Annotated in this window: 25 protein-coding genes and 1 tRNA gene; 25 read left to right on the forward strand and 1 reads right to left on the reverse strand. The window is 66.9% G+C overall.

Going from position 1 to position 26,742, the window contains the following annotated elements:
• Positions 1-207 precede the first annotated feature (207 nt).
• The 19 genes from gbpA to CFB43_RS08565 all read left to right on the forward strand — a co-directional run bounded on the left by gbpA (position 208) and on the right by CFB43_RS08565 (position 18,764).
• The gene (gbpA, locus tag CFB43_RS08475; protein ID WP_089494746.1) at positions 208-1,668 is read left to right on the forward strand and encodes an N-acetylglucosamine-binding protein GbpA; all 1,461 of its coding nucleotides are present in this window, start codon (positions 208-210) and stop codon (positions 1,666-1,668) included.
• A gap of 272 nt (positions 1,669-1,940) precedes the next feature.
• A complete protein-coding gene (gene gspG / locus CFB43_RS08480; protein ID WP_089425248.1) occupies positions 1,941-2,381 on the forward strand; it encodes a type II secretion system major pseudopilin GspG in 441 nt (146 codons plus the stop codon).
• A complete protein-coding gene (locus CFB43_RS08485) occupies positions 2,356-2,877 on the forward strand; it encodes a lytic transglycosylase domain-containing protein (RefSeq protein ID WP_089494747.1) in 522 nt (173 codons plus the stop codon). The genes gspG and CFB43_RS08485 overlap by 26 nt, the downstream gene beginning before the upstream one ends.
• Positions 2,874-4,058, forward strand: a complete 1,185-nt coding sequence (locus CFB43_RS08490) for a type II secretion system F family protein (protein WP_089495283.1) — start codon at positions 2,874-2,876, stop codon at positions 4,056-4,058. Before CFB43_RS08485 ends, CFB43_RS08490 begins: the two co-directional genes overlap by 4 nt.
• A gap of 54 nt (positions 4,059-4,112) precedes the next feature.
• Positions 4,113-5,747: a GspE/PulE family protein gene (locus tag CFB43_RS08495; RefSeq protein WP_089494748.1), complete on the forward strand. Its 1,635-nt coding sequence runs from the start codon at positions 4,113-4,115 to the stop codon at positions 5,745-5,747.
• 260 nt (positions 5,748-6,007) lie between these two features.
• A complete protein-coding gene (locus tag CFB43_RS08500) occupies positions 6,008-6,499 on the forward strand; it encodes a hypothetical protein (RefSeq protein ID WP_089494749.1) in 492 nt (163 codons plus the stop codon).
• Complete coding sequence (locus CFB43_RS08505; protein WP_089494750.1) at positions 6,496-7,026, forward strand: hypothetical protein; 531 nt, start codon at positions 6,496-6,498, stop codon at positions 7,024-7,026. Before CFB43_RS08500 ends, CFB43_RS08505 begins: the two co-directional genes overlap by 4 nt.
• Positions 7,023-7,577 carry a hypothetical protein gene (locus CFB43_RS08510; RefSeq protein ID WP_089494751.1) on the forward strand — a complete coding sequence of 185 codons (555 nt, stop codon included), beginning with the start codon at positions 7,023-7,025 and terminating at the stop codon, positions 7,575-7,577. The genes CFB43_RS08505 and CFB43_RS08510 overlap by 4 nt, the downstream gene beginning before the upstream one ends.
• On the forward strand, positions 7,574-8,053 hold the full coding sequence (locus CFB43_RS08515; RefSeq protein ID WP_089494752.1) for a hypothetical protein: 480 nt from the start codon (positions 7,574-7,576) through the stop codon (positions 8,051-8,053). Before CFB43_RS08510 ends, CFB43_RS08515 begins: the two co-directional genes overlap by 4 nt.
• A gap of 31 nt (positions 8,054-8,084) precedes the next feature.
• Entirely contained in the window at positions 8,085-10,502 is a 2,418-nt protein-coding gene (locus tag CFB43_RS08520; protein ID WP_089494753.1) for a secretin N-terminal domain-containing protein, read from the forward strand.
• The gene (locus tag CFB43_RS08525; RefSeq protein ID WP_089494754.1) at positions 10,499-10,987 is read left to right on the forward strand and encodes a type II secretion system protein; all 489 of its coding nucleotides are present in this window, start codon (positions 10,499-10,501) and stop codon (positions 10,985-10,987) included. The genes CFB43_RS08520 and CFB43_RS08525 overlap by 4 nt, the downstream gene beginning before the upstream one ends.
• Entirely contained in the window at positions 10,962-11,357 is a 396-nt protein-coding gene (locus tag CFB43_RS08530; RefSeq protein ID WP_089456124.1) for a type II secretion system protein, read from the forward strand. Before CFB43_RS08525 ends, CFB43_RS08530 begins: the two co-directional genes overlap by 26 nt.
• Before the next feature lie 67 nt (positions 11,358-11,424).
• Positions 11,425-11,883 (forward strand): type II secretion system protein, encoded by a 459-nt coding sequence (locus CFB43_RS08535; protein ID WP_256940974.1) that lies wholly within the window; start codon positions 11,425-11,427, stop codon positions 11,881-11,883.
• 13 nt (positions 11,884-11,896) lie between these two features.
• A complete protein-coding gene (locus CFB43_RS08540) occupies positions 11,897-12,580 on the forward strand; it encodes a response regulator transcription factor (RefSeq protein ID WP_089425257.1) in 684 nt (227 codons plus the stop codon).
• 585 nt (positions 12,581-13,165) lie between these two features.
• Positions 13,166-13,687, forward strand: coding sequence for a fimbrial protein (locus CFB43_RS08545; RefSeq protein WP_175237217.1), 522 nt, complete (start codon positions 13,166-13,168; stop codon positions 13,685-13,687).
• Positions 13,688-13,704: 17 nt separating this feature from the next.
• Entirely contained in the window at positions 13,705-14,433 is a 729-nt protein-coding gene (locus CFB43_RS08550; RefSeq protein ID WP_089494755.1) for a fimbrial biogenesis chaperone, read from the forward strand.
• 114 nt (positions 14,434-14,547) lie between these two features.
• Positions 14,548-17,130, forward strand: a complete 2,583-nt coding sequence (locus CFB43_RS08555) for a fimbria/pilus outer membrane usher protein (protein WP_089494756.1) — start codon at positions 14,548-14,550, stop codon at positions 17,128-17,130.
• Entirely contained in the window at positions 17,127-18,095 is a 969-nt protein-coding gene (locus CFB43_RS08560; RefSeq protein WP_179254809.1) for a fimbrial protein, read from the forward strand. Before CFB43_RS08555 ends, CFB43_RS08560 begins: the two co-directional genes overlap by 4 nt.
• A gap of 117 nt (positions 18,096-18,212) precedes the next feature.
• Positions 18,213-18,764 (forward strand): cytochrome b, encoded by a 552-nt coding sequence (locus CFB43_RS08565; protein ID WP_089494758.1) that lies wholly within the window; start codon positions 18,213-18,215, stop codon positions 18,762-18,764.
• 409 nt (positions 18,765-19,173) lie between these two features.
• Here the strand turns inward: CFB43_RS08565 and CFB43_RS08570 are convergent.
• Positions 19,174-19,260: transfer RNA gene (locus CFB43_RS08570), tRNA-Leu, on the reverse strand.
• 249 nt (positions 19,261-19,509) lie between these two features.
• Here CFB43_RS08570 and rnr point away from each other — a divergent pair.
• The 6 genes from rnr to CFB43_RS08600 all read left to right on the forward strand — a co-directional run bounded on the left by rnr (position 19,510) and on the right by CFB43_RS08600 (position 26,710).
• A complete protein-coding gene (rnr, locus tag CFB43_RS08575) occupies positions 19,510-21,978 on the forward strand; it encodes a ribonuclease R (RefSeq protein WP_089494759.1) in 2,469 nt (822 codons plus the stop codon).
• Positions 21,979-22,126: 148 nt separating this feature from the next.
• Positions 22,127-22,870, forward strand: a complete 744-nt coding sequence (rlmB, locus tag CFB43_RS08580; protein ID WP_059234599.1) for a 23S rRNA (guanosine(2251)-2'-O)-methyltransferase RlmB — start codon at positions 22,127-22,129, stop codon at positions 22,868-22,870.
• A gap of 97 nt (positions 22,871-22,967) precedes the next feature.
• Complete coding sequence (locus tag CFB43_RS08585) at positions 22,968-23,840, forward strand: N-acetylmuramoyl-L-alanine amidase (protein ID WP_089494760.1); 873 nt, start codon at positions 22,968-22,970, stop codon at positions 23,838-23,840.
• A gap of 91 nt (positions 23,841-23,931) precedes the next feature.
• The gene (gene rpiA, locus CFB43_RS08590) at positions 23,932-24,627 is read left to right on the forward strand and encodes a ribose-5-phosphate isomerase RpiA (RefSeq protein WP_089494761.1); all 696 of its coding nucleotides are present in this window, start codon (positions 23,932-23,934) and stop codon (positions 24,625-24,627) included.
• 279 nt (positions 24,628-24,906) lie between these two features.
• Positions 24,907-25,623 (forward strand): FadR/GntR family transcriptional regulator, encoded by a 717-nt coding sequence (locus CFB43_RS08595; RefSeq protein ID WP_021161556.1) that lies wholly within the window; start codon positions 24,907-24,909, stop codon positions 25,621-25,623.
• Between the two features lie 100 nt (positions 25,624-25,723).
• A complete protein-coding gene (locus tag CFB43_RS08600) occupies positions 25,724-26,710 on the forward strand; it encodes a Gfo/Idh/MocA family protein (RefSeq protein WP_089494762.1) in 987 nt (328 codons plus the stop codon).
• Positions 26,711-26,742 lie beyond the last annotated feature (32 nt).

Below are 26,742 nucleotides of genomic sequence, written 5' to 3' on the forward strand. Positions count from 1 at the left end.
AACGCGGGACATGCCTATGTCAGGACTGCGGATGACTCGGGAGGGAATCGTTTAGAGATCGTTGAGGAAGATTCTCGATTGAAAGACGCTTGCCGATACTTCACTCAGCGTTTCGTCAGCAGAACATGCGTCACGCCATTCGAGACGTTCGAACGCGATCCGTCGAACGAAGCCAACCCTGACCCACTTTCAACCAAACGAAATCAGATGAGAACCCGAACTGCGAAAAAGACCCTCTTTACCCTGTCGCCGCTCGTTGCCTGCGCGTCGATGTTCTTCGCCCAGGCCGCATTCGCGCATGGCTACCTGTCCGAGCCGCCGTCGCGCGGCCTGCTGTGCAGCGCGAAAGCGGGGAAGATCGAAAACTTCAACTGCGGCTCGGTCGCCTATGAACCGCAAAGTATCGAAGGCAAGCAAGGCTTCCCGGCAGCCGGCCCGAAAGACGGCGAAATCGCGAGCGGCGGCGTGACGCAATTCAGCGAACTCAACGAGCAGTCGGTCGACCGCTGGAAGCAGACCAGCATCAAGCCGGGCGCGCAGAAGTTCAAGTGGACGTTCACCGCGGCGCACGTGACGAAGGAATTCAAGTACTACCTGACGAAGCAGGGCTGGAATCCGAACGAGAAGCTCACGCGCGACCAGTTCGACCTGAACCCGTTCTGCACGGTCGACGGCGGGATGAAGAAAGCCGACGAGATCGGCCCGCACAACTGCACGATTCCGGCAGACAAGAAGGGCCATCACGTGATGCTGACGACGTGGCACGTCGGCGACACGGCCGGCATGTTCTACAACGTCGCCGACCTGAACATCACCGACGACGGTGGCGCGACCGATCCGGGCAAGCCCTCGTGGTCGAACGTCGGCAGCATCGCGCCGATCATGGACCTGAAGGCCGGCGACAAGGTCACGAACCGCGTGTTCAAGTCGAGCGGCGAAGTGCCGTCGATGAAGACCACGGTGACGATCGGCTCCGCGCAGCAGGGCGAACGCAACATGTGGCCGATGCTGCTCGCGAAGGAAATCAACCGCGTGCAGTCGGCGAACCTGATGGCCGGCGTCGAGCGCGACGGTCGCATCGAGCCGTCGCTCGGCAAGAACGACGTGTTCTCGAAGAAGGGCAGCGGCATCGTGCGCACCGAGACGACGATCGATCACCAGCCGGAAAGCGGGCTCGACGAAGGCTTCAGCATCTCGAACAACGGTGAATTCAAGATCCAGAACGGCAAGGCGACCGCGAAATTCTTCCTGAAGTTCAATCACGCGAAGGACACGAACGTCAACGTGAAGGTCTATGACGCGTCGAATTCGCTGGTCGGCTCGAAGTCGTCGACGATGCGCATGCAGGGCGACGTGAGCGTCGACATCGCGAACGCGAAGGCCGGCCAGCACACGGCCGTGGCGACGTCGCAGATCGAAGGCGGCACGCTGAAGCAGGAAACCACCACGTTCAAGCTGACCGGCGACGCGGGCGGCGGTGAAGGCGCGCAATGCCAGGCCGAGTGGAAGCAGGGCACGGCCTACACGGGCGGCGCGAAGGTGCAGCACAACGGCCGCACGTACGAGGCGCGCTGGTGGACGCAGAACGAGGTTCCGGGCAGCCCGGCCTCGACGGGTGCGGACCACACCGGCAAGGTGTGGAAGGACCTGGGCGCCTGCGCCAAGTAACGACCTGAAAGGCCGTTGAGACGAGCCGCACGCAGCAATGCGTGCGGCTTTTCTTTTGGTGTCGGCGCGTACCGCCCCGCACCTTGAAAACCTTATTGATATTTCGTTGAGGAAGGTGGTGGCGCAGCACGCCCCCCGGGAAAATGACGTCATCGATCGGCGCTTTCCTTCAATCGAATACGCATCAGCGAAAGCGCGATTCACCTGCCGTCTGCGACACGACGGCCTCCGGCCGCGATGCCGCGCCGGGATCTCTACCGAGGGCATACGACGTGAAACCGAACTATCTGAAATGGACGAAACGACGGGGCCAGAAGGGCTTCACCCTGCTGGAGCTGCTGGTCGTGCTGCTGATCATCGCGCTGCTGGCCGGCTATGTCGGACCGAAGCTCTTCTCGCAGGTCGACAAGGCGAAGGTCAAGTCGACGGAAGCGCAGATGAAGACGCTGGGCGACGCGGTCTCGCAATTCCGGCTCGACATGGGCCGCTATCCGACGGCTGACGAAGGGCTCGACGCACTGGTCGCGGCGCCGCAGGGCACCGACGGCTGGAACGGCCCGTATCTGGCGAAGGCCGTGCCGAAGGACGGCTGGGGCCGCGTGTACCAGTGGAACGTGCCGGGCCGCGACGGCGAAGCGGAGATCGTATCGCTCGGGCGCGACGGTCGGGTTGGCGGGAGTGGTCTCGATGCAGACCTCGTCTACGGCATGTAAGGGGCTGCGTCGCTGGGTGGCCGCGGTGGCGCTGTTCGCCGCCGGCACCTCCGGCGTCGCTGCCAGGGATTGCTGGACCTGGGCAGGCGAGCAGCATGGCATCGATCCGCTGCTGCTCGTCGCGATCGCGAAAGTGGAATCGTCGATGAATCCGCGCGCGATGAACTGGAACCGGAACGGCACCTACGACATCGGGCTCATGCAGATCAACAGCACGCATCTGCCGCGTCTGGTCAAGGTCGGCGTGACGCACAAGCGGCTGATCGACGAGCCGTGCACGTCGATCGCCACCGGCGCATCGATCCTCGCCGATTTCATCGATCGGCACGGCTATACCTGGAACGCTGTCGGCGCGTACAACGCCGGGTCTTCGCCGAAGCGCGAGCCGGCCCGCAAGGCCTACGCGACCAAGGTCTGGAAGGAATACCGGGTGCTGACGAGCGATCGTGAGGCGAGCTTCGCGAAACTCGACGAATGGTGGAGGCCGTCGCGATGAACACGTTCCGGGTACGGGTGCTTGCCGACGGCAAGGTCTCGCAGCAGACGGCCGAAGGGGCGAGCGAGGCGGAGGTGCGTGCGCGGCTCGCGGCACAGGGCCGGGTCGTGGTCGAGATCCGGCGCGAGGCGGGCTTCGGGCGCCGCCGCGCGGCGCCGAAGTTTGCGCTGACGCTGTTCCTGCAGGAGTTATCGACGCTGCTCGATGCGGGCCTCGTGCTGATCGAGGCGCTCGAAGCGCTGCGCGACAAGGCGGATTCGGGAAAGGACGCGAAACACGTGATCGACCGGATTCTCGCGGTGATGGTCGAAGGGCAGCCGTTGTCGAAGGCGCTGGCGCAGCAACCGGCGATCTTTCCGCCGCTGCTCGTCGCGACGATCGAATCGTCGGAGGGCAGCGGCCAGTTGCCGGTCGTGCTGAAGCGTTACCAACAGTACGAAGTGCGAATCGAACAGGTTCGCAAGCGCGTCACCGGCGCGCTGATCTATCCGGTCGTCGTGATCGGCGTGGGTATCGCGATCCTGCTGTTCATGGCGTTCTTCGTGATTCCGCGCTTCGCGGTGGTGTTCGAGTCGCTGGCCACGCTGCCGGCGACCGCGCAGGCGATGCTCTGGTGGGCGACCCTGCTGCGCGAGAACGGCATGGCGGTCGGGCTGGCGGTCGTGGCGTCGTTCGTGGGCGCGGGGCTGGCGGTGCGCTCGGCGGCCGTCAAGCGCGCCGCGCAGCGGCTGATGTGGCGCGCGCCGAAAGTGCGCGACATCTGCGCGTTGTTCGCACTCACGCGGTTCTACCGGACCGTCGGCCTGCTGATCGCGGGCGGCACGCCGGTGATCGTCGCGCTGGAGCTGTCCGGCAAGGTGTTGCCCGAGCATTTCCGCGGGCGGCTGGCGGCGGCGCTGACCGACATGCGCGCAGGGCGTCCGGTCGCCGCCGTGCTCGCCGCGCATGCACTGACGACGTCGGTAGCCGAACGGCTGTTGCGCGTCGGCGAACAGAGCGGCGACCTGGGCGGGATGTGCGAACACATCGCGCAGTTTCATGACGGCGCGCTCGACCGCGCAATCGAGATGCTCAGCAAGGTCTTCGAACCGGTGCTGATGCTGGCGGTGGGCGCGACGGTGGGCGCGGTGGTCCTGCTGCTCTACATGCCGATCTTCGAATTGGCCGGCAGCGTCGGATAGCGATCCGGGCCGACCCGGCTCTCGCGATCCCGCTGACCAACAGGAGAAAACTGAATGAAAACGGAACACATCGCTCAACGCTGGCAGTCGGAATCGGAGGCATCCGGCGTTGGCTTCGCGCAATACGTCGACGGCCTGCTGAGCGGCGACGCATCGGTGCTGGCCGAAGTGGCGGCCTGCCTCGGCGTCGACGCGGTCGACGCGCAGACGCTGCAGGCGGCGCCGACGCGCTTCGACCTGCTGCCGCTGCACGATGCGCTGACCTGGCGCGTGCTGCCGATCGAGCGCGACGGTGCGGCCTGCGTCGTCCTGGCCGATCCGTTCGCGCGCCAGGTGCGCGACGAACTGCTCGCGCGCTTCGGTGCGCAGCCGGTGCAGATGGCGATGAGCGTGCCGGGCGAGGTCGAGCGGCTGCTCGGCGACGTCGAGTCGAACGAGCGTCTGATGGACGACGTGACGATCGATGCGCAGGGCGATTCGCTCGCGCAGGCGATCGAGTCGATCTCGCTCGCGAGCATCGCGAAGGACGAAAGCCCGGTCATCCGGCTCGTCAATACGACCCTCTACGACGCGCTGCAGAGTCGCGCGAGCGACATCCACCTCGAAGCGGTACCCGACGGCCTGGCGATCCGCTACCGGATCGACGGTGTGCTGCAGTCGATCCGTCACATCCCGGGGCTCGAGACGGCCGCGCAGACGCTGTCGCGTCTCAAGGTGCTCGCGGCGCTCGACATCGCGGAAAAGCGCGTGCCGCAGGACGGCCGTTTCAAGGTCGTGATGCAGGGCCGCGAGATCGATTTCCGCGTGTCCATCATTCCCGGCACCTATGGCGAGAACGCGGTGATGCGCGTGCTCGACAAGTCGCAGCGCGGCGACAGCGTGAGCCTCGACGTGCTCGGCTTCGACGCGCAGACGGCCCGGCGCGTGCGCGCGCTCGCGCATCGGCCGTACGGGCTGATGCTCGTGACGGGGCCGACCGGCAGCGGCAAGTCGACGACGCTGTATGCGGTGCTGTCGGAAGTCAACACCGGCGACGACAAGATCATCACGATCGAGGATCCGGTCGAATACGAACTGAAGGGCGTGCTGCAGATTCCCGTCAACGAGCGCAAGGGGCTCACCTTCGCACGCGGGCTGCGCGCGATCCTGCGGCACGATCCGGACACGGTGATGGTCGGCGAGATCCGCGACGAGGAGACCGCGTCGATTGCGGTGCAATCGGCGCTCACGGGCCACCGCGTGCTGTCGACGGTGCACGCGAACGACGGCTTCAGCGTGATCGACCGCTTCATCTACATGGGCGTCGAGCCGTCGACGTTTCTCGAGGCGCTGAACGGCGTCGTGTCGCAGCGGCTGGTGCGGCGCATTTGCGAAAGCTGCGGCGGCGCGGCGGCCGACGGTGTCGATCTGTCCGGTGCGTCGCTCGACGACCTGAAGCACGTGGTCACGCCCGGCGAGGGTTGCGAAACCTGCCGGGGCACCGGTTATCACGGCCGGATCGGCCTCGCCGAAGTGCTGACGCTCGATGCGGCGATGAAGGCCGCGTTGCTCGAGCGTTCGATCGAGAAGCGCGCGCAGGCGCTCGCGAACAACGCCGACTACCAGTCGATGCGCGATGCGGGCCTCGCCGCGATTCGCGCGCGACTGACGACGTTTCAGGAGGTGCAGCGTGCGATCGCCGTGGAATAACGTGTTCGCGGTGCTCGACGCCGACCGGCTGCGCGTATGGACGAGCGACGACTGGCGCGCACGGCGCGCGGGCGAGCCGCGGATCGTCGTCGCGCACGACGGCGCGCCCGCCGAAGCGCTGGCGCAGGTGCTGGGCGACCTGCCGAAGGCGCGCCTGCCGATGCTGAACCGCGTGCACGTCGTCGCGGGGCATCCGTGGACGCATGGCGTCGTGTTGCCCTGGCAGGACGGACTGGTGTCGGACGCCGCGTGGGACGGTTATGCACAGCGCGCTGTTCGCCGCCCGTGCGCAGCGCGGCGCGCTGCGGATTCGCCTCGAAGGCGGGCGGCGCGGCCGCGCGCAGCTCGCGGTGGCGGCTTGCGACACGTTGCTCGTGTCGCTCGACGAGACGTGCCGCGCAGCCGGCTGGCGGCTCGTCAGCGTGCGCGACGCGCTGTCGGTGGCGCTCGCCACGCATGCGAAGCACCTGAGCGGCGACGACTACCGCTATGCGTTGCTGCAGCCGCGCATCGTCACTTGCGCGTTCCGGCGTGCGGGCGAGTGGGCCGACGTGGTCACGCTGCCGCGTGCGGGGGGCAGCCGTCTTGACGACTGGTTCGCGGCCGCGGCGTTGATGGCCGGACAGCCGCTGGCCGGCGCGGCTTTCGCGAGCGCGCTCGACGGCACGCTGCCGAGCGCGGCCGCCGAGGGCGTCACGTTGCTCGACGACGACATGGACCAGGCCGTGCAGACGCAGGAGGAGCCGGCATGAAGCGCCTGAATGAACTGGATTTCGTGGCGCCTCGCACGCGTGTCACGCCGTGGGCGGCCGTCGCGCTGTGCTGCGCGCTGCTGACTGGCGCGTTCGTCGCGAGCGAGTGGTCCAACGTCGAGCAGTTGCGCGACGAGGTCGACAGCATCGAAAGCCGCATCGACCAGCGCCAGCGCGCGATCGAGCGCGAGCAGCGCCGGCAGAAGAACATGACGGCGGAGGAGCGCCGCATCGCGCGCGTGCTCGACCAGCAGCGCACGAGCGCGACCGGCGCGGGACCGGCGGTGGTCGACTGGATCGAGCACGCGTGGACGCCGCAGATCGCGCTGAAGCTGCTGACGGTCGACAAGGCCGGGCAGGAAGCGCGCCTCGAAGGCGGTGCCGCGCATCTGTCGCACATCTACATGTTCGTCGACCGTCTGAAGGACCGTCACCCCGACCGCAAGGTCCGCCTGATGCAGCACCGGACGAAAGACGAGGACGGCAAGAACATTTTCTATTTCAGCCTGAACATCGAACACCCATGACGAACCTGAAATCAATCGACATGACCGCGCTCGCCGAGCGGCTGCGCTGGGGCGCCTATGCGGCGTCCCGCAAGCTGGGCATGCCGGGGCTGGTGGCAGGGGGGCTCGTCGTGGCGCTGATCGGCGTGCACGCGTGCTACCTGCAGCCGGGCGCCGAGCAGCTCGAGGCCGATCGCGACGCGCGGACAAAGGCGCTGGCCGCGCTGCCGAAGCCGGGCCAGCAGGCCGGTCCCGGCGGCATGACGCTGCAGCAGGTGCAGCAACTGCGCAGCACCGAGCAGGCGTACTCGATCTTCCAGATCCTGTCCCAGCACGGCATGGAGCGCAAGCACGCGACCTATCGCCGCGAAGTCGAGGTGCAGGGCAAGCTGCGCCGGCTCACGATCAACGTCGCGCTGTCCGGCAGCTATGTCGGGCTGCGCGAAGCGATCCGCGAGATTACGCAGCAGCCGATGGTACGCATCGAGGGACTGTCGGTCGAGCGTGAGCGGATCGACAGTCCCAACGTGATCGCCGACCTGCGGGTCAGCCTGCTGGGGCCGGACGCATGATGCGCGCGCCCCTGATCCCGATCGCGGCCGCGCTCGCGCTGGCTGCCGCGTGCGTTGCCGGCGGCAGCGCGGCGAGCGAAACGCACGCGCTGGCACCGGTCGTCGACCTGTTCCCCGCGCAGAGCTGGGCCTCGCTCGGCGCGGAGACGGCGACCGACGCCGAGCCGCCGCCCGACGCGGCGCCCGAGCCCGACATGCCGCCGCTCGACACGCCGATCGACGCGCCACCGGTTGCATCGGCGCCGTTCGACATTGCCGGCGAGTGGCGCGAGAACGGTCATCGCATCGTCGTGCTGGACGGCGCGGGCAAGACTTTCCTGCTGTGCGAATCGCGTTGCGGCGTGCGTGACGCGGTGCTGCCGGGCGGCGAGATCGCCGAAGGCTACCGGCTGAAGAAACTGGGCAAACAGGGCGCGGTGATCGTGACCCGTGGCAGCAGCGATATCGAGCTGTCGCCGCCCGTCCCGACTCCATGAACCCCGATTTGAATCTGTTCCGAACACCATCATGAAACGTAAACTCAGTCTTTTACTCCTGATCTCGGCGCTCGCGCTGACAGGATGCGCGAGTACCCCGTTCAACGCCGTGCCTGCCGCCGCCACGACACCTGCCGAGCGCCTCAGCACGCTGCAGCAGCAGAAGCAGGCCGCGCCCGACGACATCGCCCTCACCACCGCCGTCGAGGGCAGCCGGCAGGAGTATGTGCGCGCCGAACTGAAGGCCGCCGACGGCCAGGTCGCGCAGGGCAACCATGCCGCCGCGATCGACCACCTGAATAACGTACTGCGCGAGGAGCCGGGCAACTTCAAGGCCAGCCAGTCGCTCGAGCAGGTCAAGCGCCGCCAGCAGATGTCGGTCGACCTCGCGCGCGCGCAGCGCATCGGCGGCGAGAAGCCGCAGGAAGCGCTCGAGATCGTGCGGCGGATTCTCGCCGAGCAGCCGAACCATGCGGACGCGAAGCGCCTGCGCGATACGCTGCTGAATCAATCGCAGGCCGGCCGCACGGTGCGCCCGCAACTGGCCGACGCGCTGCGCAAGCCGGTGTCGCTCAACTTCAAGCAGCAGCCGCTGATGAACATCTTCGACGTGATTTCGCGCGTGTCCGGCGTGAACTTCGTGTTCGACCGCGACGTGGATACCAGCCAGGCCGCGACGCTGTTCGCGGAGCGCACGACCGCCGAAGACGCGATCAACCTGCTGCTGCGCACCAACCAGCTCGAGAAGAAAGTGCTCGACAAGCACACGCTGCTGGTCTACCCGTCGCAGCCGGACAAGGCGCGCAACTACACGGAGTTCGCGATTCGCACGTTCTTCCTGTCGCACGCGGACGCGAAGTCGGTGATGGCCGCGCTGCGCCAGATGATCAAGCCGAAGGACGTCTACGTGGACGAACGCGTGAACGCGGTCGTCATGCGCGACACGCCGGAGACGATCCAGGTCGCGGAGCGCGTCGTGATGGGCCTCGACATCCCGCAATCGGAAGTCACGCTCGACGTGCAGGTGCTGGAGGTCAACATGAATGACAGCCTCGATCTGGGCGTGCAATATCCCGGCAAGGTCCAGTTCAACGCGCTGGGCAGCGTGGAAGGCGGTGCGCTGACGCTCGGCGACCTGCTGCGCCTGAATCGCGATCGCGTCGGCGTGTCGAGCGAATCGGGCGGGCTCGCGCTCGCGATCGACATGTTGCAGAAGCAGGGCAAGACCAAGACGATCGCGAATCCGAAGATCCGCGTGCGCAACATGGAGAAGGCCAACATCAAGATCGGCGAGCGCGTGCCGATCGTCACGACCACCAATGCGAACGGTGTCGTCACCGAATCGGTCAGCTACCAGGACGTGGGCCTGATGCTGAAGGTCGAGCCGCGCATCAGCCTGAACGAGGAGGTGAGCGTCAAGGTGAACATGGAGGTCAGCAGCATCCTGTCGAAGGAAACCACAAAGACCGGGCTCGTCGCCTATTCGCTCGGGACGCGCAACGCGGAGACGCTGATGACCGCGAAGAACGGCGAAACGCAGATCCTGGCCGGCCTGGTGAAGCGCAATGAAAGCGAAAGCATCGCGGGGCTGCCGGGCATGTCGGGCCTGCCGGTGCTCGGCCGGCTGTTCGGCTCGAACGGCCGCAGCAGCGAGCGTTCGGAGATCGTGCTGCTGATCACGCCGCATATCGAACGCAATCTCGACCTGCCGACGTCGGCGGTGACGACCTTCCTGTCGGGCACCGAGTCGCGCGTGACCACCGAAGCGCTGACGCTCGAGTCGGCACGCGCCGTGCCCGCGCGGATGACGTCGTCGGACGGCCCGGACCTGAACGCGCCGATCGAGCCGGTCGAGCCGTCGAAGCCCGCGGGCAACGAGATGAGCGCTGAACCGGCCAACGCCGACGCGGAGCCGCAAGCGCCGGCGCAGGCCGAGCAGGGCGACGCGACGAGCCCGGCAGCCGAGCACGGCGCGCGCGGCACCGGGATGATGCGTACGCGTGCGGATGCCGGGCGGCAACCGGCTGCGGCGATCAAGACCGTAGCGGCTCCGGTCGCACCGGTCGCACAGAACCGTCCGGCCGCGCCGCGCGGCGAGATCACACGCGCCGCCGCTGCAGCGGCACCGGCTGCCGGCCCGCGTGCGGAAGTCGTCGCCGCGCCGATCGGGCAGGCGCGTGCGGGCGACGTCGACGCGGCTCCTCAGGCGGTGCAACCGGCTGCCGTCGTGCGCGCCGTTGCGCCGGTGACGGTGGCCGATGCTGCCGCGCCGCGCGCGGCGCTCGCCGAGCCGCAGGCACGCCGCGAGCATCGCATCACCGCCGCGGTACGTTCGCTGATCGGCTCGCTCCACGCGCTCGTCGCGCGTTTGACGGGCGAGCGCGAATCGGCGCCGGTGCGGTATGCCGACGCGCCGGTACTGCCGTCGCGCGCACGGGGCTTCGCATGAGCCTCCGTCGACGTGCGCGCGCGCGCGGTTTCACGCTGATCGAGCTGCTGGTGGCATTGACGCTGCTCGCGTTGCTCGCGACCGTCTCGCTGCCGCTGACCGACCTGGTCAAGCGCCGCTCGGACGAGGCCGAACTGCGCCGCGCGCTGGTGGTGATCCGCTCGGCGCTCGACGCGTACAAGGCGGCGGCCGATGACGGGCGCATCGAGCGCAGTGTCGACGCGAGCGGCTATCCGCCCGACCTGCACGCGCTCGTCGACGGCGTCGAGGACAAGAAATCGCCGGACGGCGCGAGACTGTACTTCCTGCGCAAGCTCCCCGCCGATCCGATGTGCGAATGCGAGGGCAAGGCGCCGGAGGACACCTGGGAAACGCGCAGCTATGCGAGCGACCCCGATGCATTCTCGTCCGGCGAGGACGTGTTCGACATCCGCTCGACCAACCGCAAGGAGAGCCTCAATGGCGTCCCGTACAACCAGTGGTAAGCGTGCACGCCGCATCGCGGGCTTCACGCTGATCGAACTGCTCGTCGTGATGGCGATCATCGCGTCGCTCACCGCGTTCGTCGCCCCCGGCTACCTGAAGCAGAGCGATCGCGCGAAGGAAACGGTGCTGCGCCACAACCTGAACACGCTGCGCCAGTCGATCGACGACTATAGGGCGGATCACGGCCGCGATCCCGACACGCTCGAGGTGCTGGTCGACAAGCGCTATCTGCGCGAGATCCCGCTCGACCCGGTCACGGGCAAGCGCGGCTCCTGGCAACCGCAGGCCGGCGACCGGGGCGGCGTCGCGGACGTGAAGAGCGGCGCGAAAGGGCGTGCGCTCGACGGGAGCGCATATGGGACGTGGTAACCGGCGGCGTGGCGGCCGATGCCGCGGCCCGCGCGGGCAGCGCGGCATCGCGTATCTCGGCGTGCTGATGCTCGTCGCGGCGCTGGGGCTCGGCATGACGCAGGCCGCGCGCATCTGGCAGACGGTGCAGCAGCGCGATCGCGAGGCGCAGTTGCTGTTTGTCGGCGACCAGTATCGCGCGGCGATCGCAAGCTACTACAATGCGGCGGGAGGCAGCCGCTATCCGGAGTCGCTCGACGTATTGCTCGAGGACCGCCGCGCGCTGCCGACGCAGCGTCACTTGCGGCGTCTGTACGCCGATCCGCTGACGGGGTCGACGCAGTGGGGGCTCGTGAAGGCGCCGGACGGCGGCATCATGGGCGTGTACAGCGAGGCGCCGGGGCAGCCGCTGAAGCGCCAGGGCTTTCCCGCGCGGTACGATACCTTCGGCGACAGCGACGCCTATGGCGAATGGGCTTTTGTTTACTTGCCGCCCGCTCCGGCCGACGGAGTGGCGAACGGGCCTGGGGACGGGGCGGCATCTTGAGACTGGATCGAACATGATTGTCGCAATACTCGAAGACATGGTGACGCAGGCGGGCGTCGTGGCCGGCTGGCTCAACAAGGCCGGCTACGACACGGAGGTGCGTCACGACGGCGACAGCTTCATCGAGCTGGTGCGCACGCAGCGCGTCGACGTGCTGCTGCTCGACTGGGACGTGCCCGGCAAGTCGGGGATCGAGGTGATGCGCTGGGCGCGCGAATCGTTCGCCGACACGCTGCCGATCATCATGATGACGCAGCACGACGGCGAGAACGACATCGTGTTCGGTCTGAACACCGGTGCAGACGACTACCTGATCAAGCCGTTGCGGGAGCGCGAACTTGTCGCGCGCGTCAATGCGCAGGCGCGCAAGTACTACCCGGAGACGCAGCGCGCGAAGGTGGTCGAGGTCGGCAAGTTCGTGCTCGACACGAGCTCGCATGCCGCGACCGTCGACGGCGTGCCGGTCGAGCTGTCGCAGCGCGAGTTCGATCTCGCGCTGATGTTGTTCGAGAGCGTCGGGCGGATCGTGTCGAAGGACATGATGATCAAGCGTATCTGGGGCGTGGTGGACCGGAAGTACGACGCGACGCTGGCCACCTACGTCAGCAAGTTGCGTACGAGCCTTGGGCTGCGGCCGAAGAACGGGCTCGCGATCACGACGATCTACAACTACGGGTATCGGCTCGAGTTGACCTGAGCAATCGGCCGGCCGCGGCGACGCGCGCCGGCTGACCACGGGATCGATATCGCCGATCCTTCCTGTCCCCATCCGTATTCCCATTCCGACAAGGCTGTCGCGGCACGCCGCTTCAGCCGCCGTTCGGCATTGAATCGACGCGCCTGCGCGAGGCTATCCCGAGGCTTTCGCGAGGCACGGCAGCCCGTCTCGCCGCGTTCCGATCACATCCCCCCGTCGTTCGTCACCGCCGCCGCGAGCGGCACGCTCGGCCCTGCCGGCTTCGGGCGCGCTTGCGCACACCATCCGTGTCGACGGCCATCTCGCTGCAGGGTGCATATTTCACCAGATGATGAGGATTCCTTGAGTATTGACTAGGTGCTGTCCGCAACGTCGGCAGGTGTGCCCGGGAAGGGTGGAAGGGGGCGTCGCCGGCGTCGCATTGCATGCGTGATTCATCCGTCCAGGCGGCATGCGTTGAGAATTTTCTTAAGTTTGTTGGGTGGCGATGGCCGGATCGGAATAATGCCTGCGAACTCGACGGGTTCGTTGTTCCGCTGTCAGGGACCGGCAGCGGAAATCCTCAATTCTCTACCCAGATACTCGATGAAAAAGACCCAGAAATCCCTCCTGTTGGCCGCGCTCCTGGCCGCATTCGGATCGACGTCCGCACTTGCCGCGGATGGCACGATCAACTTCCACGGCAAGATCGTCGCGACGACCTGCAAGATCGACAACAGCAATATTCAGGTGCCGCTCGGCGCGATCGGTATCGACCAACTCGCCACCGCCGGCCAGGAAAGTCGCCGCGTGCCGTTCCAGATCGCGCTGAGCGAGTGCAACGACCAGCTGAGCGGCGTACGCGCGCAGTTCGAGGGCACGTCGAACGGCGACGATCCGACGCTGCTCGCGATCGGCACCGGCGCGCAGGACGACGCGAAAGGCGTCGGCATCCAGTTGATGGACGAAGGGGGCAAGCAGATCGGCATCAACAGCGAGACCGACACGCTCAAGCTGACGCCGGGCAGCAACGTGCTGAACTTCGCCGCGAACTACGTCTCGACGTCGAACCAGACCGAGGCGGGCGAGGCGAACGGCACGGCGTCGTTCACGCTGCACTACCGCTAAGCAGACGGGATCGACCGATGACGATTCAATTCGGACAACGTACGCTGGCCTGCGTGCTCGGGCTGTGCATGACCCACGGCGCGCTGGCGGGCGTGGTGGTGGGCGCGACGCGCGTGATCCTGCAGGAGGACCGGCGCGAAGCCGTCGTGCCCGTGAAGAACGCGGACAGCCAGCCTTACGTCGTGCAGGCCTGGATTGACGGCGGATCGACGAAGGGCGGCGCGAAGGCACCGTTCTTCGTCACGCCGCCGCTGTCGCGGCTCGATCCCGGCAAGGAAAACCTGCTGCGCGTGATGCCCGTCAAGCACGGGCTGCCGTCCGATCGCGAGTCGCTGATGTGGCTGAACGTGAAGGAGATTCCGGCCACGCCGAAGCAGGACAACGTGCTCCAGATCGCGATCCAGACCCGGATCAAGGCGTTCTATCGGCCGCAGGGCCTGACCGGCTCGTCGGCCGATGCGCCGGCGGCGCTGACCTGGCACATCGCGCCGTCGAGCGACGGCGCGCTGCTGACGGTGAACAATCCGACGCCTTATCACGTCACGTTCTCGAAGATCGGCATCGATGCCGGAACGACCGAGGACGTCGATCTCGAGATGGTGCCGCCGCTGCAGGCGGCGACCTACAAGCTGCGCTACATCCACGCGGTGCCGGCGCAGCCCGTCACGCTGCGGTTCAGCACGATCAACGACTACGGCGCCGTGACGCCGTCCGTCACGATGAAGGTGCCGACCGGCGCCGTTTGACGCAACGCGGTCGCGGGGCCGGCCAGCGGCCACTCCGCGATCCGCTTTCCCGACTTTCCATTTTTTTGACTTCATGCGGCGTGCGCTCATCCGGCGCGCGCCGTTCACCCATTCATGACACGATGCCTTGACCCGCTGCGCCGATGCGTGCTCGCGCTCGCTTCGACCTTCGCGTTCGGATTGCCGAGCGCGGGGGCGCACGCGCACGCGCACGCGAACACGGCGTTCAATCCCGCGTTCCTCGCGTTCGGCAACCCGCAGGCGGATGTGGATCTCGACGTGTTCGCCGAAGCGAACGTGCTGCTGCCCGGCGTGCACCCGGTCGAGGTGTCGGTCAATGGCGAGGCGTCGGGCATGCACGACATCCGCTTCGAGCGCGATCCACGCGACGAACAAGGCAATGCGGTGCGGCCCTGCCTGGGCGCCGCGCAGCTCGACGGGTTCGGCGTGAACCTCGCGGCCTATCCGCGCGTCGCCGAGGTGGATGCCGCAGATGCGGCCGACGCTACGCTCGCGTGCGTCGATCCGCGCGATGCGATGCCGGACGCAACGGTCACGGTGGATCCGGATCGCCAGACGCTGGCGCTGACGGTCCCGCAGGCGAAGATGAAGCGCGTGCCGCGCGGCTCGGTCGATCCGTCGCGCTGGGACGAAGGCATCAATGCACTGCGCTTCGACTATCGCTTCAACGCCGCGCAGCGGCGTTACGACGGGCCGTCGGGCCACGCGACGGAAGCATACGGCAGCGTGCGCGCGGGCCTGAACCTCGGCGCGTGGCGCCTGCGCAGCAGCGCGATGGTGAACCACAACGCGTCGGGGCTGCAGACGCAATTCATGAATACCTATCTCGAGCGCGACCTTCCCGGCTGGCGCAGCCGCGTCACGTTCGGTGAGAACTTCACGTCCGACAACGTGTTCGACAGCGTGGCGTTCCGCGGCGTGCAGCTCGCGTCCGACGACACGATGCAACCGGACAGCCAGCGCGGCTACGCGCCGGTCGTGCGCGGCATCGCGCAAAGCCATGCGAAGGTCGAGATTCGCCAGAACGGCTATCTGATCTACAGCAGCTACGTGCCGCCGGGGCCGTTCGAGATCGACGACCTGTACGCGATCGCGGCGCATGCGGACCTCGAGGTGACGATCGTCGAGGCGGATGGCCAGAAGCGCAGCTTCATCCAGCCGTCGGCGAGCATTCCGACCCTGCTGCGCCAGAATGCGTGGTCGTATCGCGCGGCCGGGGGGCGCTTGCGTGCCGATTCCGCCCAATCGCAGTGGTTCACGTCGGCGAGCGCCGCTTACGGCTTGCCCGGTGAGACGACGATCTACGGCGGCGTGACGTTCGCGAACGGGTATGCGGCGCTGGCGGCCGGCGCCGCGCGCAACCTGGCGCGGATCGGTGCACTGTCGGTGGACGTGACGCACGCCCGTTATCGCGACCAGGCGGGGCAAGCGGGCGCGGGTAGCGCGGTGCGCGCGATGTACGCGAAGGCGTTCGCGTCGACCGGCACGGAACTGCGCGCCGCGCATCACCAGTACTCGGGCGGCTATCGCAGCCTGTCCGACGTCGTGGTGCGCTACGCGACGTCGGTCGACACGTGGGCGGGCCGCGCGGGCAAGCGCAACCGCAGTGAGCTGAGCGTGTCGCAGAGCCTGGGGCATGCGGGCTCGCTGTACGTCAGTGCGAGCCGGCGAGCCTACCGTGACGGTGCGGGCGAGGACCGGCTGCTCCAGCTCGGCTATTCGGGCAGCGTGTCGCGCGTGTCCTACAACGTGAGCCTGAGCGCCGAGCAGCGCGCGCGCGGCGAGCGCAGCCGGCAGGTATCGCTAAACCTGTCCATTCCGTTCGGCGGCGGGCGCACGACGACACCGCATGCGTACGGCAGCGCGACGCTGATCGCCGGTACCGCGGGCACCGAGCAGCGCGCGGGCGTGTTCGGCACGTTGTTCGACGACGATCGCCTGAGCTACGGCGTCGACGCCGATCGCACGGCACACGGCCTGGGCGGTGCGGTGAACCTGAACTACCGTGCGACGGCCGGCCAGTTCGGGGCCACCCACAACCAGACGCGCAGCGGCTCGCAGACCTCGGTCAGCGCGGCGGGCGGCATGATCGTGCACGGCGGCGGCGTCACGCTGTCGCAGCCGCTCGGCGAAACCGTCGCACTGGTGCGCAGCGAGGGTGCGGCCGACGTCGGCGTGATCGCGCATGCCGGCGTGCGTACCGACCGCGCGGGCTATGCGGTCGTGCCGAACGTCACGCCGTACCGGCAGAACCGCATCGCGTTGCGCACGGCGGAACTCGATCGTCAGCTCGAGATTCGCAACGCGATCGTGCACGTCGTGCCGACGCACGGTGCGGTCGTGCTGGCGCCGTTCGAGGTCGAGGCGGGCCGCCTGATGCTCGACATGACCGACGACGCGGGCCAGCCGGTGCCGTTCGGTGCCGCCGTGATGACGGCGGCCGGCAAGGAGGTCGGCATGGTCGGCCCGAACGGGCAGGGCTTCGTCACCGGCGTCGGCCGGGCCGGCGACCTGTTCGTGCGATGGGGGGCGCGCCCGGACGAGCGCTGCGCGCTGTCGTACAACATGGGCGAGTCGACGCCGCACAGCAATTTCCCCGAACTCGAGGTCGTCTGCTCGCGCACGCATCCGGCGCTGCGGGCCGACGCTGCTTCACCTACTTCACCCCGTTCATGAAACTCACGATATCCCGATTTGCCACGTGCCTGCGCCGCTGGGCGGCGTTCGTCACGCTGATGCTCTGCACGGCGCCCGCGTTTGCCGCATGCCTGAGCCTCCCCGAAGATTTCAATCCGATCGAGTTCGGTTCGATCGCGGCCGACGGCGTCGAGGTCGGCGGCGTCGTCCGGTCGGTCCGGTTCACGCTGACCCTCACCTGTGCGCCGAACGGCCAGGGCGAGCCGCTGGCGCGGACCTTGAACTACTCGAGCGAGTTCGGCCCCGCGCCGGGCATGAACCTGTGGGCAACCAATCTCCCGGGCCTTGCGCTGCGGATGGTGCGCGACGGCGAGGATCTCGGCAGCAAGACGGAAGGCGTGCTCGGGATGCATCCGGGGGACGGCTCGGCGCGCACGTTCGTGATCGACATGGAGCTCGTCAAGATCGGGCCGGTGACGCCCGGCTTCCTGCTGGGCCAGGCGTTTGTCGTCGAGGCGTCGCCCGTGAGCGGCGATCCGGGCCATTACGTGGTGCGCAAGCACATTACGAGCAGTTACGTGCGGGGCGTCGCCTGCACCGTCAATACGGCCTCGAAGCATCTCGTCGTGCCGCTCGGCGCCGTGCCCGCGTCGGCCTTCGACGGTCCGGGCTCGACCCAGGCGTCACGCGAATTCGCGATCGACCTGACCTGCAGCCCGTTCGGCGAGGCACGGCCGACCCCGCTGTCGATCCAGCTGCTCGGCGAGACGGTGCCGGGCACGACCGACGTGCTGAAGCTGATCGGCGACGACGCCGCGCAGGGGGTCGGCATTCGCGTGCTGAAGAACGATGCGCCGGTCACGTTGAATACCTGGCACAGCCTCGGCGACGCGACGGTCGGGGCAACCACGTTGCCGTATACCGCGCAGTACTACCAGTACGGCGAGCGCGTGACGGCGGGGTCGGGCGACGGCGTGATGACGTTCCTGATCGAGATGCGCTGACGTCGCGCCGGGTATTTTGAAATCCTTGAGAATGGTTATCAACACGGGTTTCCGCCTCGATAATTTCATCCACATATCCATGGCAACCATGTCTTCGCAACCGATAAAGGATGAATCATGCAGGTGGCTTCCCAAACAGATTTGCATAACGAAACATTATCCAGCGGTCGATACGACCGCTTTTCCCGCGCGCTGCACTGGATTTTCGCGGCCGTGATCCTGTACACGATGGTGGCCGGAATTTCGCTGCACTTCATCACCCAGCCGGATCTCTGGCGTTTCGTGTCGACCCTGAACATGTCGCTCGCGAGCTGTCTGATCGTGCTGTTTCCGCTGCGCTACGTGTGGTCGTTCTTCCGCCGCACGCCGCCTGACGTCGCATCGATTCCGCGTCAGCAGCAATCGATCGCGCACCTGGTGCACTCGCTGATTTACGCGCTGGTCGCCTTCGTGCTGTTCAGCGGGTTCGTGATGGTGCCGGACGGGTACTGGCTGTTTGGCGTGCTTTACGTGAAGACGCCGTATAGCGCGGGGCCGGTGACCGAGCACTGGTTCGACCTTCACAAGTTCGGCTGCTATACGCTGGCATTCGTGGTGGCGGTACACGCGGCGGCTGCACTCAAGCATCATTTCGTGGCGAAGAACGACGTGCTGAAGCGCATGCTCTGATGGCGACGTGGCGCGAGGCGGATTTCGGTCCGCCACGCGCGCACCATTTTGGTGCTGATTCGCGACGATGCCGAGTGGCCTGCGATGAGCGCCCAAGGCTCGGAAACGAAGGGAAGGTGGCCGGCACGATGCCGGCTTTTTTGAATACAGAGGCGCCGAGGAGAGAACTCGGTCACACATGCGCGACTCCGGCGCACGGTTCCCTGGGCTAGAAATGAAAAAGGCCGGCTAGAAGCCGACCTTTTTATAAAACAGATGGTGCCCAGGAGAGGACTCGGTCACACAAGCGCGACCCCGGCTGCGCTTGCAAGCGCAGCCTTTCGAGTCCTCGCGCAAAGCGCGCAGGCGCTTTGCTTCCTGGGCTAGAAATGAAAAAAGGCCGGCAGAAGCCGACCTTTTTAAAAACAGATGGTGCCCAGGAGAGGACTCGAACCTCCACGATGTTGCCACCGCTAGGACCTGAACCTAGTGCGTCTACCAATTCCGCCACCTGGGCACGTTTTGCAGTAGCTGCTTGCTGCAAAGAAGCGAAATTATAGCGCCCCAATTATTCGTGTCAACACTTTTTTGCGATGCATCGCAAACCGGGCTCCGCCGCGCCTGCCGGCGGCATTCCGGTCTTTTGGTGACACAGGCGGGTGATAGAATGACCCGCCGCCGTCAATATAGAACTGTCTGACGGACACCTCTATGTTGATGCCGTGCACCATCAATCAACGCAACGAGAACAACCATCGACAAACCCTTGAGCAAATATCCGTACCCCATTCCGAGCCGTGAAGAAATTCTCGGCGTGCTGCGTACGAGCGACGCGCCGCTGGCCGCCAACGACATCGCGGAAGCACTGTCGATCAAGCGTCAGGAGCGCGAGGGGTTCTTCCGGCGTGTCGCCGCGATGGAACGCGACGGCCAGATCCGCCTCGACAAGCGCGGCCATTACCAGTTGACCCATCCGTCGAACTTCGTCGCCGGGCGCGTGCAGGGGCATCGCGACGGCTACGGGTTCGTGATCCGCGACGACGGCCAGGACGACCTGTTCTTGCCGAACGGCGAAATGCAGAAGGTGATGCACAACGATCGCGTGCTCGCGCGGATCGTCGGCTACGATCGCCGCGGCCGCCCGGAAGGGCATGTCGTCGAAGTCACCGAGCGCGCGAACAAGCGCGTGATCGGCCGCCTGCTCAACGAGAACGGCGCGCTGATCGTCGCACCGGAAGACAAGCGTATCGGCCACGACATCCTGATCACGCAGAACGTGAAGAAGGCGAAGGTCGGGCAGGTCGTCGTCGTCGAACTGACCGATTTCCCGAGCCGCCATTCGCAGCCGCTCGGCCGTGTCGTCGAGGTGCTCGGCGACATCGACGATCCGGGCATGGAAATCGAAATCGCGGTGCGCAAGTACGGCGTGCCGCATGAATTCAGCCAGCCGGCGCTCGACGAAGCCGCCGCGCTGCCCGACAAGGTGCGGCCGACCGACCTGCGTTTCCGCGTCGACCTGCGCGACGTGCCGCTCGTGACGATCGACGGCGAGGACGCCCGCGACTTCGACGACGCCGTCTACTGCGAGCCGGTCAAGGTCGGCCGCGGCGACGGCTACCGCCTGATCGTCGCGATCGCCGACGTGTCGCACTACGTACAGCCGGGCAGCGGGCTCGATGCCGACGCGCTCGAGCGCAGCACGTCGGTCTACTTCCCGCGCCGCGTGATTCCGATGCTCCCGGAGAAGCTGTCGAACGGCCTGTGCTCGCTGAATCCGCAGGTCGACCGCTGCGTGCTCGCGTGCGACATGGTGATCACCGCGCGCGGCGAGATCAAGGCGTACCAGTTCTATCCGGCCGTCATCCATTCGGCGGCGCGCCTGACGTACACCGAAGTCGCCGCCGTGCTGTCGAACACGAAGGGGCCGGAGGCTGCGCGCCGCGCGGATCTTCTGCCGCACCTGCAGGATCTGTACGGCGTCTACAAGTCGCTGTTCGCCGCGCGGCAGAAGCGTGGCGCGATCGACTTCGACACGACCGAGACCTACATCGTCTGCAACTCGCAGGGCAAGATCGAGCAGATCGTGCCGCGCCAGCGTAACGATGCGCACAAGCTGATCGAGGAATGCATGCTGGCCGCGAACGTCTGCGCCGCCGATTTCCTGAAGCGCAACAAGCATCCGGGCCTGTACCGCGTGCACGCGGGGCCGACGCCGGAGAAGCTCGAGAACCTGCGTGCGTTCCTGCGCGGCATGGGCCTGTCGCTCGGCGGCGGCGACAAGCCGCATGCGAGCGACTACGCGGCGCTGATGGCGCAGATCCGCGACCGGCCCGATGCGCAGATGCTGCAGCCGATGCTGCTGCGCTCGATGCAGCAGGCCGTCTACAGCCCGGACAACATCGGTCACTTCGGCCTGGCCTACGAGGCGTACGCGCACTTCACGAGCCCGATCCGCCGTTATCCGGACTTGCTCACGCACCGCGCGATCTACGCGATCCTGTCGGGCAAGAAATACGTGCCGAAGGCGCCGGAAGGTTTCGAGCTGAACACCGCGCTGTCGCCGCGCGCTCGCGCGATGCAGCAGGCCGACGACGAATCGCGCGGCCGCTCGCGTTCGAACACGGCGATCTGGGAAGAACTCGGCCTGCACTGCTCGGCGAACGAGCGCCGCGCGGATGAAGCATCGCGCGACGTCGAGGCCTGGCTCAAGTGCTACTTCATGCGCGACAAGCTCGGCGAGGAGTACGGCGGGATGGTGAACGGCGTCACGTCGTTCGGCATCTTCGTGCAGCTCGACACGCTGTTCATCGAAGGGCTCGTGCACGTCACGGAACTCGGCTCGGACTACTTCCAGTACGACGAGATCAAGAACGAGCTGCGCGGCGAACGCACGGGCATCCGCTATCGCCTGTCGGATCGCGTGCGCGTGCAGGTGAGCCGCGTCGATCTCGATGCACGCAAGATCGACTTCCGCCTCGTGCGCGATACGCCGGTGAAGGCGCCGCGTCCGTCGCCCGCGCCGGCTTCCGCTGGCGGCGGTGTCGACCGCGGCAATGGCCCGCGCGTACGCACGCTGCCGCAGGTGGAGGATCCCGTGCCGCGCCGCAAGAAGGCCGCGAGTGCGCCGAGCGTCGCGGTGAAGGAAGCGCGCGCCGCGCGCAAGAAGGGTAGCAGCGGTGGCGGTGCGGCGGCGAAGCCGACCGCGAAGAAGGCACGCGCCCGCAAGAAGTATTGAGCGTTCGGGGCGGCGCCAGCGCCCGCCCTGCAGTATCGAGAGACGCCGCGTGACCGGCCATCAGCCGGCCACGCGGCGCTTTCCTTTTCCATGGATCGCGGCTGCGCGCGTCGCGCGGCCGCACGTTTGATCGAAGGTTGTTCCAGTCATGTCACGTCTGAAGGTTCTTTACGGTTTTCATGCGGTGACCGCACGTTTGCGGCACGATGCATCGACGGTTGCGGAGGTGCTGTACGACCAGACGCGCCGCGACCGCCGCATGCAGGACTTCCTGCACACCGCGAAGGAAGCGGGCGTGCGGCTGATCGCGGCCGACGAAACGCGCCTGTGGGGCCTCGCGCATACCGAGCGTCATCAGGGTGTCGTCGCGCGTGTCGAGGACGTCCCGCTCGCGCAGAACCTGTCCGAGCTGCTCGACGGCATCCAGGGCCCGGCGCTGCTGCTGGTGCTCGACGGTGTCACCGATCCGCACAACCTCGGCGCGTGCCTGCGTGTCGCCGATTCGGCCGGCGCGCACGCGGTGATCGCGCCGCGCGACCGTGCGGTCGGCCTGAACGCCACCGCGGCCAAGGTGGCGAGCGGTGCGGCGGATACGGTGCCGTACATCACGGTGACGAACCTCGCCCGTGCGCTGCGCGAGCTGAAGGAGGCCGGCGTGTGGATCATCGGCACGTCGGACGAGGCGTCGGCGACGCTCTACGAAACGAAGCTCGACGGCCCCGTCGCGCTCGTGATGGGCGCGGAAGGCGAAGGCATGCGCCGGCTGACGCGCGACACCTGCGACGAAGTGATGAGCATTCCGATGGCTGGCAGCGTGGAAAGCCTGAACGTGTCGGTCGCAAGCGGCGTGTGCCTGTACGAAGCCGTGCGCCAGCGGCGCGTGAAGGGCTGACGCAGCCCGTCCCGCGCGCCCTGCGCGGGCCTCGAATGACCCGAACGACGCGTGCCGCGATCCGCTGCGGCACGCGGCTCTCCGGAGCTCGCGACCGATGACCCTGTTTCGCGCTGGCGCATCCTGCGCCGTGCTGTGCCTGCTGGCTGCCTGCACGTCGCCGTCGCTCGTCGAACGCGGTACCTACTACGCCGACACGAGCCTGCACGCGCGCGGCGCCGATGCGCGGATCCGCTTTCTCGTGATGCATTACACCGAAAGCGACGAGGCGAAATCGCTGCGCACGCTGACGGGCGATTCGGTCAGCGTGCATTACGTCATCCCGCCGCAGCCGCGCCTCGAGCGCGGGAGGCCGGTCGTCTATCAGCTCGTTCCGGAATCGGAGCGCGCCTGGCACGCGGGCGTCAGCGAGTGGCAGGGCACGACGGAGCTGAACGCGGTGTCGATCGGCATCGAGAACGTGAACCGCGGGCCGCTCGATCCGCAAAACCGCACCTGGCAGCCTTATCCGCCCGAACAGGTCGCGGCGCTGACCCGGCTGTCGAAGGACATCGTCGCGCGCTACGGGATTCCGCCGACGCGTGTGGTCGGGCACAGCGACATCGCGCCGCAACGCAAGATCGATCCGGGGCCGCTGTTTCCGTGGCACGTGCTGGCCGTGGCCGGCGTCGGTGCGTGGCCGGACGAGGCGACCATCACCGCGCGGCTCGGTGGTCGCGATCCGCATGCGCCGGTCGACGTGCGCGAACTGCAGCTCAAGCTCGCGCGCTACGGTTACGACGTGGCCACCGATGGCGTGCTCGACGCACGCACGCGCCGCGTGTTCGCGGCGTTCCAGATGCATTTCAGGCCGTCCGACTATGCAGGCAACCCGGACGCCGAAACCGACGCGATCGCGCAGGCGTTGCTCGACAAGTACTTTCCCGGCACGCAACCGGCGGACAACGCGCCCGCGGCGGGCGCGCCCTGAATCCGCCGCGCCCGGCACGCCGAAAAAGCCGGGCCGTCATCCGAGTCCGGTAAACTGGTGGTTTTCCGCAATCCCGCAGCATTACCACTCCATGACTCAAGACGAACTCAAACGCCTCGTCGGCCAGGCCGCCGCTGATTACGTGATCCAGAACGTGCCGGAAGGCGCCGTGATCGGCGTCGGCACCGGCTCGACCGCCAACTGCTTCATCGACGCGCTCGCCGTCGTCAAGGCGCGCTATCGCGGCGCCGTGTCGAGCTCCGTCGCCACGACCGAACGCCTGAAGTCGCACGGCATCAAGGTGTTCGACCTGAACGAGGTCGATTCGCTGCAGGTGTACGTCGACGGTGCCGACGAGATCGACGCGAGCGGCGCGATGATCAAGGGCGGCGGCGGCGCGCTGACACGCGAGAAGATCGTCGCATCGGTGGCCGATACGTTCGTTTGCATCGCGGACGCCAGCAAGCGCGTGCCGGTGCTCGGCGGGTTCCCGCTGCCGATCGAAGTCGTGCCGATGGCGCGCACGGCGATCGGCCGGCGCGTGACCGCGCTCGGCGGCGTGCCGGTGCTGCGCGTGACGAAGGACGGCGCGCCGTATATCACCGACAACGGCAACGAGATCATCGACGTGAAGGGGCTGCAGATCGCCGATCCGCGCGGTTTCGAAGCCCAGGTGAACGCATGGCCGGGCGTCGTGACGGTCGGCCTGTTCGCCGAGCGCGGTGCGAATCTGTGCTTGCTCGGCACGGAAAACGGCGTTGAAACGATCGTTTATTCGGCTAATTGAAAGATGTGACAAGCAGTCCGTAATGATGAGTCGCGTGTCGTAATGGACTGAATGTTTAAATCTTGTGGAAATCGGGGCCCGGTAGGCGCAATGCGCTTCCCGGGCCTTATTTTTAGCCGTATAAATCACCCGGTCAAAAAGAGGGATAACCCTGTCAGGTGTTTACCAGATAGCGAAATATCCTCGAACTCATCAACTTATAGATCATAAGAACAGTCGTAACCAGGGCCGGCGGAACTGCGGAGCAGGTGTTCGCAAATCGACGCACGGGGAGGTGTCATGGAGCAGGGCAAAGACCGGTCACTGGTCGCGAAAGTGATGGATGGGCTTGTCTCGGGTATCGTCGAGGACAAGTACGGCGGCATCTTGCCGCCGCAGGACGTGCTGTCGAAAGAGTTCGATGTGAGTCGCACCGTGATGCGGGAAGCGCTATCGATGTTGCTTGCGCGCGACATGCTGGACGTGCGCCCGAAAGTCGGCACGCGCGTGCGGCCGATGCGCGACTGGCGGATGATCGACGAAGACGTGGTGAGCTGGCGATTCCGGGCGAAACCCGATCCGCAGTTCATGCGCGACGTCATCGAATTCCGGATGCTGATCGAACCGCGCGCGACCGCGCAGGCGGCGGTGCGCGCGACGGCTGCCGACATCGCGGGCATCCGCGAAGCGTTCGATGCGTTCAAGGTGCTGCAGCCGGGCGACCCCGGCTACGACACGGCGGACGAGTTGCTGCACACGCGAATCGTGCAGGCGAGCGGCAACCAGTTCTTCCAGCAGATGGCGGCGATCGTGCGCGGTGCGGTGCGTCTCGTGAATCCGCGTGTCGTGCAGAAGGAAGGTGCGCACGACGTCGTCGTGAAGGCGCATGCACGTGTGGTCGACGCGATCGAGCGGCGCGACCCGCGCGAAGCCGAAGCCGCTTCGCTTGCGCTGATCGATTTCAGCGCCGACGAGATCTCGCGCGATTTCTCCGTCGACGTGCCCATGCGCGCCTGACGCTGCGCGACTCGCTCATCCGTGTGCCGCGGGCCGTTTATCATGACGGCCGGCCGGCAGCGTGCCGGCCATCGTCATACGACCGACACGGAAGATCAGGATGAACGACAACGACCATCGCACGGTGCGCTTCGGCATCGTTGGCGCAGGCAGCATCGCGCGCCGTTTCGCGCAAAGCCTCGCGCACGTGCCGGGTGCCACGCTCGCCGGTGCCTGGGCCCGCCGCGCCGATGCCGCGGCAGACTTTTGCGAAGCGTACGGCGGTACGCCTGCCGCAAGCCTCGAAGCACTTCTCGCGAGCGATATCGACGCGGTCTACATCGCGACGCTCCATGACAGTCACGGGCAGTACACGCTGGCCGCGCTGGCTGCCGGCAAGGCCGTGCTGTGCGAAAAGCCCGCGACGCTGAACGCGGCGCAGCTCGACACCGTGCTGCGTGCGGCACGCGACGCCGGGCGGCTTTTCATGGAGGCGATGAAGCCGCCGTTCTTCCCGCTGTACCGTCAGTTACGTGCGCATCTGCATGACGATCCGATCGGCGAGATCCGGCTCGTGCGGGCAGGGTGCGCGTCGTCATCGGTGCCGGACGACCATGCCGTCTATCGTCTCGATCGCGCGGGCGGCGCACTGCTCGATATCGGGATCTACGAGGCGTTTCTCGCGGTCGACTGGCTCGGCGCCGCGCGCGACGTGCAGACGCTCGGCCGCGTCGGCGAGACGGGTGTCGATCTGTTCGCAAGCCTGAACAGCGTGCACGCGAACGGCGGGATCGCGCAGCTCTTTTGCGGGCTCGACGTGATGGGGCGCGGCGACGCGCTGATCGCCGCGGCCGGCGGCCACGTGACGATTCACGAGAAATGGTGGAACCCCGCGCGTGCGACGATTCGTTATGCGGACGGGCGCACCGTCGAACTCGACGCACCGTTCGACGGCGGCGGCCTGAACTACGAGACCGCGCACTTCTGCGACCTGCTGCGTGCGGGCCAGACCGAAAGCCCGATCATGACGCACGACCATTCGCGGCAGATGATCGCGATGACCGATGCCGCGCGAGCGGCGCTCGGCGTGCGTTATTCGGGCGAGTAAGCGGGAAGGCGGGAGCCGGGCGCGCGCGAGCG

It is taken from the genome of Burkholderia sp. AU15512, from assembly GCF_002223325.1.
Classification (GTDB): domain Bacteria; phylum Pseudomonadota; class Gammaproteobacteria; order Burkholderiales; family Burkholderiaceae; genus Burkholderia.

Bases quoted from the DNA above. Each gene is read 5' to 3' on its own strand.
- gbpA (WP_089494746.1), top strand. From the start codon at position 208: ATGAGAACCCGAACTGCGAAAAAGACCCTCTTTACCCTGTCGCCGCTC.
- CFB43_RS08485 (WP_089494747.1), top strand. From the start codon at position 2,356: ATGCAGACCTCGTCTACGGCATGTAAGGGGCTGCGTCGCTGGGTGGCC.
- CFB43_RS08490 (WP_089495283.1), top strand. From the start codon at position 2,874: ATGAACACGTTCCGGGTACGGGTGCTTGCCGACGGCAAGGTCTCGCAG.
- CFB43_RS08495 (WP_089494748.1), top strand. From the start codon at position 4,113: ATGAAAACGGAACACATCGCTCAACGCTGGCAGTCGGAATCGGAGGCA.
- CFB43_RS08500 (WP_089494749.1), top strand. From the start codon at position 6,008: ATGCACAGCGCGCTGTTCGCCGCCCGTGCGCAGCGCGGCGCGCTGCGG.
- CFB43_RS08505 (WP_089494750.1), top strand. From the start codon at position 6,496: ATGAAGCGCCTGAATGAACTGGATTTCGTGGCGCCTCGCACGCGTGTC.
- CFB43_RS08510 (WP_089494751.1), top strand. From the start codon at position 7,023: ATGACGAACCTGAAATCAATCGACATGACCGCGCTCGCCGAGCGGCTG.
- CFB43_RS08515 (WP_089494752.1), top strand. From the start codon at position 7,574: ATGATGCGCGCGCCCCTGATCCCGATCGCGGCCGCGCTCGCGCTGGCT.
- CFB43_RS08520 (WP_089494753.1), top strand. From the start codon at position 8,085: ATGAAACGTAAACTCAGTCTTTTACTCCTGATCTCGGCGCTCGCGCTG.
- CFB43_RS08525 (WP_089494754.1), top strand. From the start codon at position 10,499: ATGAGCCTCCGTCGACGTGCGCGCGCGCGCGGTTTCACGCTGATCGAG.
- CFB43_RS08530 (WP_089456124.1), top strand. From the start codon at position 10,962: ATGGCGTCCCGTACAACCAGTGGTAAGCGTGCACGCCGCATCGCGGGC.
- CFB43_RS08535 (WP_256940974.1), top strand. From the start codon at position 11,425: ATGCTCGTCGCGGCGCTGGGGCTCGGCATGACGCAGGCCGCGCGCATC.
- CFB43_RS08540 (WP_089425257.1), top strand. From the start codon at position 11,897: ATGATTGTCGCAATACTCGAAGACATGGTGACGCAGGCGGGCGTCGTG.
- CFB43_RS08545 (WP_175237217.1), top strand. From the start codon at position 13,166: ATGAAAAAGACCCAGAAATCCCTCCTGTTGGCCGCGCTCCTGGCCGCA.
- CFB43_RS08550 (WP_089494755.1), top strand. From the start codon at position 13,705: ATGACGATTCAATTCGGACAACGTACGCTGGCCTGCGTGCTCGGGCTG.
- CFB43_RS08555 (WP_089494756.1), top strand. From the start codon at position 14,548: ATGACACGATGCCTTGACCCGCTGCGCCGATGCGTGCTCGCGCTCGCT.
- CFB43_RS08560 (WP_179254809.1), top strand. From the start codon at position 17,127: ATGAAACTCACGATATCCCGATTTGCCACGTGCCTGCGCCGCTGGGCG.
- CFB43_RS08565 (WP_089494758.1), top strand. From the start codon at position 18,213: ATGCAGGTGGCTTCCCAAACAGATTTGCATAACGAAACATTATCCAGC.
- rlmB (WP_059234599.1), top strand. From the start codon at position 22,127: ATGTCACGTCTGAAGGTTCTTTACGGTTTTCATGCGGTGACCGCACGT.
- CFB43_RS08585 (WP_089494760.1), top strand. From the start codon at position 22,968: ATGACCCTGTTTCGCGCTGGCGCATCCTGCGCCGTGCTGTGCCTGCTG.
- rpiA (WP_089494761.1), top strand. From the start codon at position 23,932: ATGACTCAAGACGAACTCAAACGCCTCGTCGGCCAGGCCGCCGCTGAT.
- CFB43_RS08595 (WP_021161556.1), top strand. From the start codon at position 24,907: ATGGAGCAGGGCAAAGACCGGTCACTGGTCGCGAAAGTGATGGATGGG.
- CFB43_RS08600 (WP_089494762.1), top strand. From the start codon at position 25,724: ATGAACGACAACGACCATCGCACGGTGCGCTTCGGCATCGTTGGCGCA.